Origin of the sequence: Nocardia sp. NBC_01329 (genome assembly GCF_035956715.1) — a bacterium.
GTDB lineage: Bacteria > Actinomycetota > Actinomycetes > Mycobacteriales > Mycobacteriaceae > Nocardia.
Genome location: NZ_CP108381.1, coordinates 3,916,194 through 3,931,623, shown reverse-complemented (window position 1 = coordinate 3,931,623; position 15,430 = coordinate 3,916,194). Strand labels below are relative to the sequence as shown.

At 68.4% G+C, this 15,430-nt stretch carries 15 protein-coding genes; 3 read left to right on the top strand and 12 right to left on the bottom strand.

The window, feature by feature from the left end:
- Positions 1–693: 693 nt before the first annotated feature.
- The 11 genes from OG405_RS17855 to OG405_RS17805 all read right to left on the bottom strand — a co-directional run bounded on the left by OG405_RS17855 (position 694) and on the right by OG405_RS17805 (position 10,780).
- Positions 694–1,971, bottom strand: a complete 1,278-nt coding sequence (locus OG405_RS17855; protein WP_327147611.1) for an FAD-binding oxidoreductase — start codon at positions 1,969–1,971, stop codon at positions 694–696.
- Positions 1,972–2,087: 116 nt separating this feature from the next.
- Positions 2,088–2,441, bottom strand: a complete 354-nt coding sequence (locus tag OG405_RS17850) for a sporulation protein (protein WP_327147610.1) — start codon at positions 2,439–2,441, stop codon at positions 2,088–2,090.
- 112 nt (positions 2,442–2,553) lie between these two features.
- The gene (locus tag OG405_RS17845; protein ID WP_327147609.1) at positions 2,554–3,279 is read right to left on the bottom strand and encodes a lysophospholipid acyltransferase family protein; all 726 of its coding nucleotides are present in this window, start codon (positions 3,277–3,279) and stop codon (positions 2,554–2,556) included.
- Between the two features lie 232 nt (positions 3,280–3,511).
- Positions 3,512–4,486 (bottom strand): ROK family protein, encoded by a 975-nt coding sequence (locus OG405_RS17840; protein ID WP_327147608.1) that lies wholly within the window; start codon positions 4,484–4,486, stop codon positions 3,512–3,514.
- Positions 4,483–4,977: a hypothetical protein gene (locus OG405_RS17835; RefSeq protein ID WP_327147607.1), complete on the bottom strand. Its 495-nt coding sequence runs from the start codon at positions 4,975–4,977 to the stop codon at positions 4,483–4,485. Before OG405_RS17835 ends, OG405_RS17840 begins: the two co-directional genes overlap by 4 nt.
- On the bottom strand, positions 4,974–6,254 hold the full coding sequence (locus OG405_RS17830; RefSeq protein WP_327147606.1) for an ArsA family ATPase: 1,281 nt from the start codon (positions 6,252–6,254) through the stop codon (positions 4,974–4,976). The genes OG405_RS17835 and OG405_RS17830 overlap by 4 nt, the downstream gene beginning before the upstream one ends.
- 77 nt (positions 6,255–6,331) lie before the next feature.
- Complete coding sequence (locus tag OG405_RS17825) at positions 6,332–6,769, bottom strand: SRPBCC family protein (RefSeq protein ID WP_327147605.1); 438 nt, start codon at positions 6,767–6,769, stop codon at positions 6,332–6,334.
- A 42-nt stretch (positions 6,770–6,811) separates the two neighbouring features.
- Positions 6,812–7,192 (bottom strand): polyketide cyclase / dehydrase and lipid transport, encoded by a 381-nt coding sequence (locus OG405_RS17820; protein ID WP_327147604.1) that lies wholly within the window; start codon positions 7,190–7,192, stop codon positions 6,812–6,814.
- Between the two features lie 572 nt (positions 7,193–7,764).
- Complete coding sequence (locus tag OG405_RS17815) at positions 7,765–8,889, bottom strand: glycosyltransferase family 4 protein (RefSeq protein ID WP_327147603.1); 1,125 nt, start codon at positions 8,887–8,889, stop codon at positions 7,765–7,767.
- Between the two features lie 45 nt (positions 8,890–8,934).
- The gene (locus tag OG405_RS17810; RefSeq protein WP_442790767.1) at positions 8,935–9,948 is read right to left on the bottom strand and encodes an NlpC/P60 family protein; all 1,014 of its coding nucleotides are present in this window, start codon (positions 9,946–9,948) and stop codon (positions 8,935–8,937) included.
- 256 nt (positions 9,949–10,204) lie between these two features.
- On the bottom strand, positions 10,205–10,780 hold the full coding sequence (locus OG405_RS17805; RefSeq protein ID WP_327147601.1) for a C40 family peptidase: 576 nt from the start codon (positions 10,778–10,780) through the stop codon (positions 10,205–10,207).
- 546 nt (positions 10,781–11,326) lie between these two features.
- Here OG405_RS17805 and OG405_RS17800 point away from each other — a divergent pair.
- Together OG405_RS17800 and OG405_RS17795 are read left to right on the top strand one after the other, a co-directional pair.
- The gene (locus OG405_RS17800; protein ID WP_327147600.1) at positions 11,327–13,123 is read left to right on the top strand and encodes a DEDD exonuclease domain-containing protein; all 1,797 of its coding nucleotides are present in this window, start codon (positions 11,327–11,329) and stop codon (positions 13,121–13,123) included.
- Between the two features lie 69 nt (positions 13,124–13,192).
- Entirely contained in the window at positions 13,193–13,468 is a 276-nt protein-coding gene (locus OG405_RS17795) for an Lrp/AsnC family transcriptional regulator (RefSeq protein ID WP_327147599.1), read from the top strand.
- Between the two features lie 14 nt (positions 13,469–13,482).
- Here the strand turns inward: OG405_RS17795 and trpD are convergent, their stop codons facing one another.
- Positions 13,483–14,541, bottom strand: a complete 1,059-nt coding sequence (gene trpD / locus OG405_RS17790; protein WP_327147598.1) for an anthranilate phosphoribosyltransferase — start codon at positions 14,539–14,541, stop codon at positions 13,483–13,485.
- Positions 14,542–14,779: 238 nt separating this feature from the next.
- Here trpD and ctaE point away from each other — a divergent pair, with 238 nt between their 5' ends.
- Positions 14,780–15,388, top strand: coding sequence for an aa3-type cytochrome oxidase subunit III (gene ctaE / locus OG405_RS17785; RefSeq protein ID WP_327147597.1), 609 nt, complete (start codon positions 14,780–14,782; stop codon positions 15,386–15,388).
- The last annotated feature ends 42 nt before the right edge of the window (positions 15,389–15,430 follow it).

Here is a 15,430-nt window from a genome sequence, read left to right as displayed (position 1 = left end):
GGGCGGGCCCCGACCACGGAAGCAGACCGTCCGGAGGAGGCGGAAGGTGCGGGAGGTATCCGTCGTCCGATCTGGGCAGGCTCACGTCGCTGAAAGTGCTCGGTGGTCGCCGTTCTCCGGGCGGGCCGGCCACATGCGTTCCAGAACCGGCGGCCGACGGCACGGGGAGCAAGGTGGAGCCGGTCGCGGCCGAGCTGCGTCCGGGGGTCATGGTGGCATCTGCGGATATGGTCGACCGCACCCCGACCACAGGAGTGCGGAGGATGTTTCGCACAGACACAGAAACCCCGCTGCCCGAAAGGACAGCGGGGTTTCTTGCTCATGGTCCGAAGCTCACGGGACTCAGGCTTCCTGCGAACTCACGCCGACCACGCCCGTCCGCACCTTCTCTACGCCGGATGGTCGCTCTCCCTGGTCGGGGCCCGCCCCGCTTCTGGCGCATCAGAGCGCCCGAGCACAGCGACCGAGCGCCGGAGCGAAGCCCCGGGCTCATCAGGGCCCCGACGCGACGCCGAAGGCGAGGACCATCCACACAGTCGGGGCCCGCCCCGGTTCTGGAGCGACGAAGCGAAGGAGCGCAGCGACTGAGCGTAGGAGTGAAGAACCGGGGTTAATAGGGCCCCGACCGCCCCGCCGAAGGCGGGGCAGATAAACACAGCCCCGCCCCGCCGGAGCGGGGCAAATAGGCACGACTCAGTCGATCGATTCGTAGCGAATGCTGTTCTCCGAGCGGCAGATCTCCTCGATACCGGTGACGATATCGCGCAGTTGCTCTGATGGCAGGGCGTGCGGGCGGAGCCGGCAGGTGAAGGTGATCAGCCCGTGGTCGGCCGCGGGGAGGTTGTGGGCGGCGGATTCGGCGCGCAGATAGTCCGAGCGCACCCCATAGGTCATGGCGGAGATGACGGTGAAGCAGCCGGTGCGTTCCCGATGCCCGTTGAACAGATCGTGCAGCCGGTAGAACACCGACGTGTAATTGGACAGCGGAGCGAAAATTCCCACCCGGTAGGCCGGACCGCGTTCCGAGGAGCTGATCACCGTATCGGCGAGGTATTCGGCATCGCGCAGGGTCAGGACCTTCGGCGTGAACATCACCGCACCCGCGGCGGCGTTACGGACCGGCATACCGGCCTTTCCGGGCGTGGCCGAGGCGATGGCGCCCAGCGATTTCCGGGCCCGGCTGCCGACCTCGCGGCGGGCCCGCAGCGACCGGGTGGGGGCGGTGGGGTAGAGACTCGACCACTGTCCGAAACGGACGGTGCCCAGCTGAACTTGACCCGCGCCCACCGGCCGGGACATCTTGAGTGGAGCGGTGTCCACCCAGCGGCCCACCTGCAGTACGGCGTCGCGCGGGCGGGTGACCTCGGTGTAGGCGTAGTCGACGAAACTGTCGAAATCGAGGAAACGACGCGAATCGGCAGACAGCCAGGTGTTGTCCTTGTCGACCTGCACGGTGTCGAGGGTGAGCGCGGTGATGATTCCCGCCCGCCCACCGGCGCCGAGGATGCGATGGAACCGCTCGGTGTGGTGGGCACGTCCGCAGGTACCGATCCGGCCGTCGGGATCGACGTATTCCAGATCCACGATCTGATCGATGAACAGCCCGTGCCGGTGCGAGGCCGTACTCACACCACCGACCGAGGCGAAACCACCCGCGGTGATATCCCGATGATCACCGATCACGGGCAGCCCGAGACCGTGCGCGGCCAGCCGCCGATCGATATCGGAAAGGCGTGCGCCCGCCTGCACTCGAACCGTACGGCGGCCCAGGTTCAGATCGACGATCGCGTTCATCCGGCGCAGCGAGACCACGGTCTGCTGGTCCGGCAGAGTGAGACCGTCGGTGGCGGGATCGCCTCCGTGAACGGTGAGCGGCGTGGACCGGCCCCGGGAATTCCGCACGGTGCGAACGACATCCGCGGTGTCGCGAGGCAGGTACTCGGCGGGGAAGACAAAGTGCGGCGTGCTCATGGCACGAAAGCTAACCACAGCACGGCGGCCATGGCGATATCGGTGTTTTCCGGCGCGCTGGCGTGCGCGGGCCGAAGCCGGTGAAGTCCCGTCCTCGTGGACCGGCGCGCGACGATTCAGGTCAGCGAATGGAGACGCCGGCCGATCGCTGCTACCCGATCCACCTGCTCGAAGGTGGCGAAATCGACCCGGATCGCATCCACCACATCGCGACCGGGTGCGAACAGCGCGGCGCGCTCATCGGCTTCGATGACCACGTCCATATCCACCAGGCTCGCGCCGTCGTGGTGCTCGCGTTCGGCCCGGGTGATCAACTCCGCCGCTACGCTCTTCACCCGGTCCGGGCGGTCGTGACAGCGCATTCGGATGACCCCGCGCCCCGATTGCCCGGGCTGCACCTCGGGCGTGCACAATTCGGTCTCCACCTCGACCGTGTTCGCACCCAGTGCGCCCAGCAGCGTCTCGAACATTCGAATGCCGCCACGCGTCTGCTGAAGATCGGAAAGTGGAAGGTGCCTGCGGGACGATTGCGGCGTTCACCGCTGGGTGTTTCCCGCGGTCACCTTCCCATTGTTCCGACGGTCAGCTCGCGGCGGACTCGGGGATCCGCGGGAGCCGGGAGGAAGGGCCCGACGGGACATCCTTCTTCAAGCTGGCGGCGTAGACGTCGACGTACTCCTGACCCGACATCCGCATGAGTTCGTACATGACCTCGTCGGTGACCGCGCGCTCGACGAAACGGTTGCCGCCCATGCCCTCATAGCGGGAGAAATCGATCGGCTTCCCGAACTTCACCGTGACCTTGCGCCGCCGCCACCGGAACGGTCCGGGCGGGCTCACCTCGTCGGTGCCGATCACCGCGACCGGGATCACCGGTACTCCGGTATCCAGCGCGAGTCGGGCCATCCCCGTCTTGCCCTTGTACAGCCGACCGTCGGGGGACCGGGTGCCCTCCGGGTAGAGGCCGACGAGCCGGCCCTCGTCGAGCAGTTTGCTCGCCGCGGTGAGCGCGTCCTCGGCTGCGTCGGCGCCGCCGCGATCGATCGGGTACTGGCCCGAGGCACTGAAGAAGAACTTCTGGAACCGCCCTTTGAGGCCCGGGGTGTTGAAGTACTCGGCCTTGGCCAGGTAATTGATCCGGCGCGGACTCGACAGTGGCGCGAAAAGCCAGTCAGCGAACGAGAGATGGTTCCCCGCCATGATGGCCGGACCGTCGGCCGGAATGTTTTCCGCGCCCTCCACCTCGGGCCGGTTGTACAGGTGGATGAACGGACCCAGCAGCACAAACTTAAGCAGCCAGTAGAACATGACGTCCTTACTCCGGGAACCGGGATGGAATTCGGGGAATGCCTCTGCAAGCCGACTCTACCGCCGGTCACAGATCACATCCAAGCCCCGCGAATAATGTCACTCACACCATCGGCTCGGCACTTCACCAGTGCGTTTCGGTCACGTGAACGTGATGCGACGGGATTTCGGGCGATTCGGATTCAGCGAGCCGGTACTCGATCGTGACCTCGACACCCGGCGCGAAGCGACCTCAACGCCTGGCGATGAGCGCGGTGCGGGCGAGTTCGGCGGCGCCGATCATCCCCGCGGCCTCACCGAGTTGCGTGGTCCGGATGCGCGCCAGCGGGCGGTGCCCGTGTCCGGTGACCGCTTTCGCGTACTCCTCGCGGGCCTCGTCGAGGAACAGCGGCGCCGAACTGCTCACCCCGCCGGCGATGACCACCAGATCGGGGTCGAAGATATCGCCGACGAAGGCCAGTCCCAGTCCGAGCCAGCGCGCGAAATCGGCCATGACGCGCACGGCGAGCGGGTCGTCGTCGTGGGCGGCGTCGGCGACGCGGCGCCCGGTGAGCGCGCCCGGGTCGGCGAAGATCTCACGAGCCAGAGGCGAGGTCGCGGATTCGGTGGCCAGCAATTCGATCGCGGTCTCGGCGAGTGCCGTCCCGCTGCAGTACCGCTCCCAGCAGCCCCGTTTCCCGCAGCCGCAGTCGCGTCCCTGTGGGACGACCTGGAGATGCCCGAGTTCGGGGGCGACACCGTGGGTGCCCCGGTACAACTCCCCGTCGAGCAGCAGGGCTGCGCCGATACCGGTACCGATCGCGATCAGCACCACGTTGTGACCCCCGGCGGCGGCGCCGAACCGGTATTCGGCCCACATCGCGGCGTTGGCATCGTGTTCGAGCAGGACGGGTAGCCCGAGGCGCTCGGTCAGTCGTTTCGCCACAGGCGCGTCACGCCAGGGCAGATGCGGCGCGAACCGCACCGTGGTGCGGTCCTGGGAGATGAAACCGGCGACAGCCAGCCCGACGGCGTCGAGGGTATGCCGGTCGGCGAGTTCGCGGACCGCGCGGTCGAGCGTGGCTTCCAGCGCCGCCGCCGAATGCGGTGTCGGGTACTGGACCGTATCGAGGACCTCGCCGGTGCCGTCGACCACCGATGCGCGGATATTGGTGCCGCCGATGTCGATACCGACGGTCAACGGGGTCCCGGAGCCGGCAGCGGTCATTGTTCGATGTTCACGGGTATGCCGACATAGCGGGACTTCCCGGCCGGTGCGGACCGGCCGGCGGGAGAGTTCGCGCCCGGGTCGGTCTCCGCGGTGGCCACCGGCTCCCGCTCGGAACCGCCGGCGCCCGTTTCCTCGTCGGCACCGGATGTCCCGGACTGGGGATGTTCGTGCGCGGCGGTGGTTTCCGGCCCGTGCCGGTGCGCCGTGACCGGATCCACCGGGACTCCCGCCAAGGCTTCGCGTAGGACGGTGACGATCGCGGTGCCGTGGGCGGCCACGGTGGCCAGCACCTCGTGGTGCTCGCCGCGCACGAGCGCGGCGGCCGCGCACAGCGGGCACCAGGTGCAGTTGTTCCACTCCGGCTGCCCCTCCGCCGCGGCGTCGCGCAGCACCGGTTCGACGCGTTCCAGCACGGCCTCGGCGAGTAACCGCAGTTCATCGGCGAATTCGGCGATGCCCTCGGGCTGGCGGTAGCGGGGTCCGGTCACTTCGGCCACTCCTGCGGGTCGGGGCGGAAACGGATCACGAGGTACCCGTTGTCCAATTCGGCGGTGCTGACGGTGCAGCGGCGTAGAACGGGCGCCAGGCGCAGCCGGCGGCGGACGCCGTCCGCTCCCACGATCAAATCGTCCTCCACTCTTCCCAGGCGCAGCGTCGCCGGATCGGCGACCGGCAGATGGATACGCATCGAGTACACCGACTGCAACCCCGCGCCCGATTCCAGCAGCACCGCGGGTGCGGCGGTATCGGTGCCGCCTCCCGGACCCGGATCGTCGCGCACGGAACTGCCTGTGTCGAGTCGAACGCGGTCGTGTCCGCTCCCGGGATCTGCGCTGTGCTCGGCGACGACACACGACAATGCTGCCAGCGGGCCGATTCCCACCGGTTCGGCACCGGTATGGCCCGCGACGAGCACCGGGACCTCCGGCATCGACCGCTGTAGCCCGGCGATCACGTCCCACTGCTCGGCCCAGCGGTTCAGATACCAGCGCACAGCCGGATGCTGTGGGTCCGGGCCCGGCGGCGGCACCGGCGCCAGCACCTTGTTCACTACGACCGCGTCCAGCCGCAATCCGAGCAGCGCTGTCGCCGACCGCACCCGCGCGGATTCGGCCACCGCGACCCGCTCGGCCAGGGTGATGAGCCGGGCACCGGTGCGCTCCCGGTCAGCGAGCAGATCCCGGGCCTCGGTGACCGCGGTGACGATCCGTTGGACGGTCGCCGCCAGAATCGCCCGGCGCAGATCGGTGCCGATGGAGCTCATCATCCGTTGATGCGGCGGCCAGATCCGGTCCAGATAACCGAGCACCGTCTCCGGCATGGTGACGATGCGCAGCATATCGGCGGTCGGCGGGCAGTCCAGGATTATCGCGTCCCATTCGTCATCGGCTGCGTACTGGGCGATCTCCACCAGCATGAGCAGCTCCTGAATCCCCGGCAGACCGGTGAGCTCGGCCGGATCGAGGGCCGCCAGGTCGATACCGTGCTCATGACCCGGATCGCTGCGCAGCAGTTCGGTGAGAGTGCCGAAACGATCCTCGAGCAGCGCCAGCGAATCGAGCTCGATGACCTCGAGACCCGGGACGACCTGCGTGATCCCGGGGACGGCTCCCGCGTCGTGCGCGAACCGGAAACCGAGCGCGTCCCCCAGCGAATGCGCCTGATCCAGCGACGCCACCAGGATCCGCTGGCCCTCTCGCGCGCAACTCATCGCCCGCGCGCACGCCAGTGTCGTCTTCCCGACACCGCCTTTGCCGACGAACAATTCGAGCCGCGTACGCGACCGGCCGCCGCGAGCGGGACGGCCGCCGCGGGCCTCGTCTCCGGAGCGCTGCGGCCCGGTCAGCCTTCGACCCGTTTCTTCAGTTCCTTGAGCGCGGTATCGGTGATCACCTTCTCCGCCTTGCGTTTGAACATCCCGATCATCGGAATCGTCAGATCCACGGTCAGTTCGTAACGCACCTCGGTGCCGCCGCCGGGCTGTTCGACGAGTTCGTAACGACCCTCCTGGGTCTTTTGCAGTTCACCGCTCACGAGAGTCCAGCTCACGGCCATATCGTCCGGCTGCCAGGTGTAGGACAGCACGTAACTGTCCTTGACGACGCCCGCGTCCAGTACGAACCGTGCGGTATGCGCTCGGCCGTCCGGTCCGGTCTCGAGTACCTCCACCGACTTGGCCGCCGATACCCATTCCGGGTAGGACGCCAGATCGGCGATAACAGACATCACCTGCCGCGCGGGTGCCGCGATGACGATCGATCTCTGGGTCCGGTCGGCCATAGGGTCTCAGTGGTTCCTTTCGGCGGTGCGGTACGAAATCCGTCAGTTGTCGTGCGGAGCGACTCCGGCCGGTCGGTCGTCCTCGAGGCGGTCCTTGATCTCGAACGACATGACCTTGCCCGCCACCCGGCGTGCCCGGTTCGCGGCGGCCGATTTGCGCGGCGGCAGCGGCTGCGGCGGTTCGGCGTGCAGGAAGTAGTGCAGGATCACACCGTCCAGCGACGGTTCCAGCCACACCTCCATGGTGCCGGTCAGCGCCCCCGACACCGACCAGCGAATCCCCTTGTCGCCGCGATCCTCCCGGACATCCAGTTCGAGATCGGGCCACCAGCGACGCCAGCGGGCCGGGCCGTCCAGCGCGGCCGCGACCGCGGCGCCGGGAGCGGCGAGGAAGGTTTGGTCCGCGACTTGGATACTGCTCACCCGGGTGAGCGTAGTAGATCACCTGCGAGCTGCTTTTCGGGCTGTGTTTATTGGCGCGCCTGCGGCGCGCGGGGTTGCGGCTCTGAGGTCTCGCCGTTTCGGCCTCGAGACTCGCGCTTCGCGCATGCGCTTCGAGGCCGAAACGGCGAGACGGCCTCAACCCTTTGAGGTGTCTCGCAAAACTCGACTCATACGGGTTACGTCAGCTTCGACGTCTCGGTCGGTATGCGGACTCGCTCTTTCGGCGGCGAGGTTCCGGTTTCGGTCGGTGTGAGGGCTTGCTCGTATCGGCGGCGGGGTTCCGGTTTCGGTCGGTAGGCGGCCCTACTCGTACCGGTGGCGGGCTTGTGGTTCCGGCGGCACGCGGACCCACTCGTACCGGCGGGGGAGTCCGATTCCGGTCGGCTCCACAGTTCCGGTCGCCTCTCGACCACTCCGCATGGTCCACCTCACTGGGCGGGGCCCGCCCCGGTTCTGGAGCGACGAAGCGAAGGAGCGCAGCGACTGAGCGCAGGAGTGAAGAACCGGGGTTAATAGGGCCCAGCCCCCGCGGCGCCGGAGGCGCCGCCAAATTACAGCAGCTGCCGGAGGCGGGCGCCCAGGGTGTCCCAGCGCCACTGCCGTTCCACGAAGGCCCTTCCGGCGGCGCCCATTTCGGCGGCCGCGTCGCGGTCGGCGAGGATATCGGCGATCGCGTCGGCGACGTGGTCGGCGCGGCGGCCGTCCACCACTCGTCCGGTTTTCCCGTCCAGCACCGTTTCCGGGGCGCCGCCCGAGGTTCCGGCGACCACCGGGACACCAGAGGCGGAGGCTTCCAGGTAGACGATGCCGAGGCCCTCCACATCGAGGCCGGCGCCGCGGGTGCGGGCGGGCATGGCGAACACATCGGCCAGGGTGTGGTGGGCGGCGAGTTCGGCTGCGGGTACCCGGCCGGTGAACACGACGTCGTCGGCGAGGCCGAGGGCGTCGGCGAGGCCGCGCAGCTTGTCTTCGTAGGGGCCGCTGCCGGCGATCACGAGGACGGCGCCGGGGATCCGTTCCTTGATCCGGTGCATGGCGATCAGGAGGACGTCCTGACCTTTGCGCGGGACCAACCGGGACAGGCAGACAACAGTGGGCCGGTCGCCGAGTCCGTATCGTTTGCGCAGTTCGGCGCGGGCGGCCGGGTCGGGACGGAAGGTTTCGGTATCCACGCCGGGCGGCAGGTATTCGAGGGCGGCGTCGGGGCCGAACGCGGCGGCGAACCGGCGGCGGGTGTATTTGCTGACGTAGGTGACCACGTCGGTGTTGTTTCCGATGACCCGCAGCGCCTGCCGCGCCGCCGGCAGCATCGACCAGCCGACCTCGTGGCCGTGGGTGCTGGCCAGGATCCGGTGGGCGCCGGCCTTCCGCAGCGGCGCGGCCAGCAGGGCCAGCGGTGCTGCCGCGCCGAACCAGACTGTTTCGCAACCCTCGGTGCGCAGCACTTTCCGGGCGCGCCGCAGGACTGCGGGTGTGGGCAGCATCAACGTGGTGGGGTGGCGGACCACCTGGAAGGGCTGCTTCGCGTCGAATCGGGTGTGGCTGTCTCCGCGCCACCGGGGCGCGTAGACGACCAGATCGTCCGAGGGCAACTGTCCGGCCAGCGCCTGCAGATACGACTGGATACCTCCCGGCCGCGGCGGGAAATCATTGGTAACCAGCAGAGTTCGAGCCATACGTCCCACAGTATTGGCGTGTGGTCGGCTGGGTCGCTCCGGGTGTCAGTAGCGCCGGGCGGAGTGGTAGGGCGTGGAATCCATAGGCGCGACGGCTACCGGGACGCCGAAGGTCGACGCGTGCAGCATGAGGCCGTTACCGGCGTAGATACCGACGTGGGAGATGTCGTCGTAGAAGAAGACGACATCGCCGGGTTGTAGTTCGTCGCGGTCGACGGGGGTTCCGTAGGCGGCCTGGGCCGAACTGGTTCGAGGGACTTCCTTGCCGACCTGGGAGAATGCCCATTGCACCAGGCCGGAGCAGTCGAACTGGTCGGGCCCGGTGGCACCCCAGACGTACGGGTCGCCGACTCGGGTGAGTCCGGCGGCCAGGGCGCTGGTGCCGCTGCCGGGTACCAGATCACGCAACAGGCTGTCGCGGTCGAACCCGGAGGGGAAGGGGGACCCGGCCAGGGCGGTCCGGTCGGCGGTCGACAGGGAGCCCCAGACCTCGATGACGTGCGCCACGGCGTTCTGCAGATCGGTTTGTCTGCGCTGCACATCGTTGCGGACGGTATCGGCCTGGTCGGCTGCGGCGCGGGCGGTATCGGCGGCGTTGCGGGCGGCCGACTGTGCGGCGGTAGCGGCGTCGGTGGCTCGTTTGTACTGCTTGAGCTGGTCGGAGGTCTGGGTGGCGACCACGTCCAGGGTGGACATCTGGTCCAGTAACTGCTGGGGGGAATCACTGACCAGGACCGAGAACAGCCGGTTGGTGCGGGCGCCTTGATAGGCCGCGATGGCGGTGCGATCGATCATCGGCCGGTAGCGGGCGACCTCGTTGCGGGCGGCGTCGACGGCGGCGCCGGCCGCGGCGACCTTGGCATCGGCGTCGCGCTGGACGGCCAGTTTCGCGTCGAGATCGGCCTGGGTGGTGAGTGCTTGCTGATTGAGCTGTTCGGCCTGCCGGGACAGGTCGATCATCTGCTGGACCGCGTCGCTCGCGGAGGTCGGTGCGGGGGCCGGGTCGGCGCCCGCCGGGCCGCCTCCGTAGAGGGCCGCCGCGAGGAGTCCAGCGGCCAGAGCTGTGCGGGTGGTGTGCCGATCCGGACCGTGGCCGGGTTTGCGCTGGTCTCGCTGACGCCGTTGCCGCCGTTGATGTGCTGCCACAGCCTGCCGTGCCCCGCTCTCCTATGACGCTCTGTGCGATACGCCCCGTAAAGGTCTCGATTAGATTACGGAACCGGGCCGCGGAGTGTCCAGCAGGAGACGAAACGGTCGCGCCCACTGTCGATTCGGTGAGCGGCGCACCGGCGCCGGACACTTCCGCAGCCGGCGGTCAGTAGCGTCGGGCGCCGGCGAAGGGCATGGAGGAAATGGGAGCGACGGCGACCGGCGAGCCGGCGGTGGAGGCGTGTACGACATTGCCGTCGCCCGCGTACAGGCCGGAGTGCCCGCCACCGTAGAACGCCACCACGTCGCCGGGCTGGAGGTCGTTGATCGAGATGGGCGCACCCGAGGCGAGTTGCGCGTCGCTGGTTCGCGGTAGTTCGCGCCCAGCCTGTCTATAGGACCACTGCACGAGGCCGGAGCAGTCGAAGGCGTTCGGGCCGGCCGCGCCGTAGACGTAGGGAGCGCCGACCTTCGAGAGTGCGGCGTCGAGCGCCAGATCGCCGGCGGTCGCGGTGGGGGTGACGAACGGCGGGGTCGCCGGGGAGTCGGGCGCCCGGAGGCCGGGGATGCCCGCCGGGATCGGGATCTCGTTCGGTACCTCGAACGTGCCCACGCCGTCGATGGTGACCGGCTGTGCTTCGGCCGGAGCGGCGGTGAGCAGGATTGCGCCCAGGGTGGCAGCGCCGACTGCTCCGGTGACGGCTGCGCGCCGTGCCTGTCGCTTGACGGTGTTGAACGCCATGATGCGGTCCTTCCGATCTCCCCGCCCGGTCGCACCGCCGATGGCACGCCGAACTCCGCGAGGTCTCGAAAAGATTACGAACAGATCACGGTCATTTGTAAAGCCCTCGGTCTCGATATGCGTGTGGGATGCAGCTTTCGCCGAGCAAATTGTGCGAGGGATGTCACAGATCGACTGAGGATTGCGTCGAGGTTACGTGCAGATGGGACAGGCCTTCGTGGACGTATCGATCAATGGTTGCCCGCGAGCGCGCGTCGTCGATATTTCGCAGCTCGAGCGGGGGGATGTCATCGGCTGGGCAGTGGTCCAGCTGCGACGTGAACCCCGGTTTGTCTCACTGGGGCATCGGCGTTTTGGGCCGGCCGACCATTTTGTTCCGAATGTGGCAATTACATAGCTAATGAACATCGTGTGTGAACTGGGGCACATTTTGGTAGTGAACGAGGCATAGCGGGGGAATGCGGGTGGGTTCGGCCCCGGGACCAAGATCATGGACAACGGTTCGATATCGGGAATCTGTCGGACCCGCCCAGTACTCTCCCCGCCGTGTCCGAACCCGCTCCGTTGCCCGCCCGGCAACTGGCGTTCGACCAGCTCGACACCCCGCTCTACGACACGACCTTCGTGGTCGTGGATCTGGAAACCACCGGTACCAGTCCGGCGGAGGACGCGATCACCGAAATCGGCGCCGTGAAGGTACGCGGTGGTCGAGTGCTCGGCGAATTCGCGACCCTGATCGACCCGGGCAGGTCGATACCGCCCGCGGTCGTGCAGATCACCGGTATCACCACCGCGATGGTGCGTGCCGCCCCGTCGATCGAGGCCGTCCTTCCCGGATTCCTGGAGTTCGCGTCCGGTGCGGTGCTGGTCGCACACAATGCCCGGTTCGATATGGGTTTCCTGAAGGCCGCCGCGACGCGCTGCGATATACCGTGGCCGCGCGCGCAGGTGGTGTGCACGGTGCGGCTCGCGCGCCGAGTACTCGGCCGGGACGAGGCGCCGTCGGTCCGGCTCGGCGTCCTGGCCCAGCTGCTCGGCGCCGGCACCACCCCCACCCATCGCGCCCTCGACGATGCCCGCGCCACCGTGGATGTCCTGCACGCGCTGATCGGCCGGGTGGGGAACCAGGGGGTGCACAGCCTCACCGAACTGATCGACTATCTGCCCGAGGTCACCGCCGGGCAGCGGGCCAAGCGAGCTCTGGCCGTCGATCTGCCCACCGCACCCGGTGTCTATCTCTTCCGCGGACCGTCGGACGAAGTCCTCTATATAGGGACAGCGGTGAATCTGCGCCGCCGGGTGCGCAGCTACTTCACCGGTTCGGAGACCCGTGGGCGGGTCCGGGAGATGGTGCGGCTGGCCACCCGGGTAGACCATGTGGTGTGTGCGCACGGGCTCGAGGCCGGTGTCCGGGAGCTGCGGCTGCTCGCCGCACACGCCCCGCCCTACAACCGGCGCTCCAAATTCCCGAAGCGGGCCTGGTGGATCACGCTCACCGCCGAAGCTTTTCCCAGGCTGACCCTCGTCCGTGAACCCGGCGGCCCGGCCGTGGGCCCGTTCCACTCCCGGGCCGCGGCCGCCGATATCGCCGCCACTCTGTCCGAGTACTGCGGTCTGCGCACCTGCACCACCCGGCTGTCCCGGACCGCGCTGCACTCCTGCCCGCCCGAAGTCGTGGGCGGTTGCCCGGCCGCCGCCGACACCCCCCGGGCATCGGCGGCCTACGCGGCGGCCCCGGCCACGGCGCGCGCCCTGTTCGCCGGAACCGACGACACCGTGGTCCGGGCTCTGCTGACCAGGGTCGAGGAGTACGCGGCAGGTGCGCAGTACGAATCCGCGGCACGATTACGCGACCGTGCCGCCGCGGCCGTCCGCGCGTTGCGCCGCACCCAGCGGCTGGCCGCCGTCGCCCGCCCGGCCGAACTGATCGCCGCGCACCCCGACGGAGCCGGCGGCTGGGAATTCGCCGTTATCCGCCACGGCCGACTCGCCGGGGCGGGAACAGCCGGACGCGGGGTCGCACCCATGCCGGTGGTCGAGCGGATCGTCGCCGCCGCGCAGACCGTACTGCCCACCGGGCCCGGGGCAGGTGGGGTATCCACCGGCGAATTACTCTCGGCCGGAGCCGATCTCCGGGTGCCGCCCCTGCTGGGCGCCTCCCCGGACGAGGTCGCGGTGATCGTCCGCTGGCTCGAACGCCCCGGCGTCCGGATCGTGCGGACCACCGACGGCTACGCCGAACCCGCCCGCGGCGCGGGTCGCTGGATCGGCTGGGCCGAGGCAGCCGATGCCGCCGCGGGAGCGGCCCGCGCCGCCGAATCCTACGACGAACAACGCGGCTGAGCGCCCGGTCACCGGACCGGACCGCGTGGGCCCACGATCCGGGGGCGTGCAGATGCTTAGGCTGTCCCCATGATTACCGCCATCGTTCTGATCCAGGCCGACAACGGGCGCATTCCGGAGACCGCCCAGGGGGTGGCCGATACCCAGGGCGTCGCCGAGGTCTATTCGTGTGCCGGGGACGTCGACCTGATCGCGCTGGTGCGCGTCCGCGACCACGAGGAGGTCGCCGAGGTCGTGACGGGACGAATCGACAAGGTCGCCGGTGTGCAGCGCACAGTCACGCATATCGCGTTCAAATCGTATTCGCGTGCCGACGTGGAGGCCGGGTTCTCCATCGGCGAATGAACCCGCCCCGGGGGTCAGTCGTCGCCGAGTGTCCGGGTGAGTGCGGCCCAGCGGTCCAGCAGGGCGGCGGCCGCACCGCTGTCGATCGCGGCGGCCGCGCGTTCGATCCCGGCCACCAGATGATCGTCCAGATCGGCCGCGCCGTCCGCGCCACGGGACAAATCGTAAGCCGTGATGGCGGCGGCGGAGTTCACCAATACAGCGTCGCGCACCGCCCCGGGATTGCCCGCGAATACGTCCAAGGCCACCTGTGCGTTCACCCGGGCATCGCCGCCGCGCAATTCGTCCAGATCGACGCGGGGGATACCGAGCCGCGTCGGATCGATCACCGTTTTGCGGACCACGCCGTCGGCGACCACATGGACATCGGTGACATCGGAGGTGGTGATCTCGTCCAGGCCGTCGCGGCCACGCACCACCAGTGCGCCGGCGCCCCGGTCGGCGAACACTCCGGCGATGGTTTCCAGCAGATCCTCGAACGCGCACCCCACCAGGCCCGCCCGCGGCTGGGCCGGATTTGTGAGCGGACCCAGCACATTGAAAACCGTCGGGATCCCGATCTCCTTACGGGCCGGCCCGGCGAAACGCAGGCCGGAATGGAACAGCGGAGCGAAGCAGAATCCGATACCCATCTCGCGTACACAGCGCGCCACCGATGCGGGTCCGAGCGCGAGTTCCACGCCCAGCGCCTCGAGAACATCCGCCCCGCCGGCCTTGGAGGAAGCAGCCCGGTTACCGTGCTTGACGACAGGCACGCCGGCTGCCGCGACCACGATCGAGGACATGGTGGAGATGTTCACCGATCCCGAGCGGTCGCCGCCGGTGCCGACGATGTCCACCGCGTCACCGTCGACCTTCACCAGCCGCGCGTGTCCGAGCATGCCGCGGGCCATCCCCGCCAGTTCGGCCGGAGTGGGGCCCTTGATCTTCATCGCGACCCCGAAAGCGGCGATCTGCGCCGAGGTGGAGTTGTCGGTGAAGATCTCGTCGATCACCCAGGCCGTATCATCCGCGGTGAGGTCCTGTCCGTCGGCGAGCGCCCCGAGCATCAGGGGCCAGCTGCGCACGCTCATCTCAAACTCCTCGTCGCACCGATATCTGTGACCGAACGGTTGTGCACACCCTAAACCGCGCGCCGTCGCGGGCGCGGCACCACGTCATCCGCGCTGTTCGCGGGGGCTGCTCACGAGGGGGTCGGCCGACACGCCGAACCGCTGCGAGAGACGTACGGCGCGGGTCGATCACGACACGAGTGATCGAGTTTGGAACCCGACTTCGACTGTCGTACTACGAAGAGTCATACTTACCCCCGTGACGACCGCAGTAGGGACCTCAGGATCGGCCATAACCCAGCGTGTGCATTCGCTGAACCGGCCCAACATGGTCAGCGTCGGTACCATCATCTGGCTGTCCAGCGAGCTGATGTTCTTCGCCGGCCTGTTCGCGATGTACTTCGTCGCGCGAAGTCAGGCGCCCGAGTGGCCGATGCCGCCGACCGAGCTGAACATGACGCTGGCCATCCCGGTCACCGCGGTACTGATCGCCTCGTCGTTCACCTGCCAGATGGGTGTGTTCGCGGCCGAGCGCGGTGATGTGTTCGGGCTGCGCCGCTGGTACGTCGTCACCTTCCTCATGGGCACGTTCTTCGTGTTCGGGCAGGGTTACGAGTACTACCACCTGGTGGCGGAGGGGACCTCGATCTCCGGCAGCTCCTATGGGTCGGTGTTCTACATCACCACCGGTTTCCACGGTCTGCACGTCATCGGTGGTCTGATCGCCTTCCTGTTCCTGCTCGCGCGGACCGCGATGAGCAAGTTCACCCCTGCCCAGGCGACCGCCGCGATCGTCGTCTCCTACTACTGGCACTTCGTCGACATCGTCTGGGTCGGGCTCTTCGCCACGATCTATTTCGTCCGGTGACACCGGAGCCCAATACAGCCCACCAGGTTCCGTCTACTCCAA

Excerpts from the sequence above, each read along its gene's own strand:
- OG405_RS17855 (WP_327147611.1), bottom strand. The coding sequence starts at position 1,971 with ATGAGCACGCCGCACTTTGTCTTCCCCGCCGAGTACCTGCCTCGCGAC.
- OG405_RS17850 (WP_327147610.1), bottom strand. The coding sequence starts at position 2,441 with ATGTTCGAGACGCTGCTGGGCGCACTGGGTGCGAACACGGTCGAGGTG.
- OG405_RS17845 (WP_327147609.1), bottom strand. The coding sequence starts at position 3,279 with ATGTTCTACTGGCTGCTTAAGTTTGTGCTGCTGGGTCCGTTCATCCAC.
- OG405_RS17840 (WP_327147608.1), bottom strand. The coding sequence starts at position 4,486 with ATGACCGCTGCCGGCTCCGGGACCCCGTTGACCGTCGGTATCGACATC.
- OG405_RS17825 (WP_327147605.1), bottom strand. The coding sequence starts at position 6,769 with ATGGCCGACCGGACCCAGAGATCGATCGTCATCGCGGCACCCGCGCGG.
- OG405_RS17815 (WP_327147603.1), bottom strand. The coding sequence starts at position 8,889 with ATGGCTCGAACTCTGCTGGTTACCAATGATTTCCCGCCGCGGCCGGGA.
- OG405_RS17805 (WP_327147601.1), bottom strand. The coding sequence starts at position 10,780 with ATGGCGTTCAACACCGTCAAGCGACAGGCACGGCGCGCAGCCGTCACC.
- OG405_RS17795 (WP_327147599.1), top strand. The coding sequence starts at position 13,193 with ATGATTACCGCCATCGTTCTGATCCAGGCCGACAACGGGCGCATTCCG.
- trpD (WP_327147598.1), bottom strand. The coding sequence starts at position 14,541 with ATGAGCGTGCGCAGCTGGCCCCTGATGCTCGGGGCGCTCGCCGACGGA.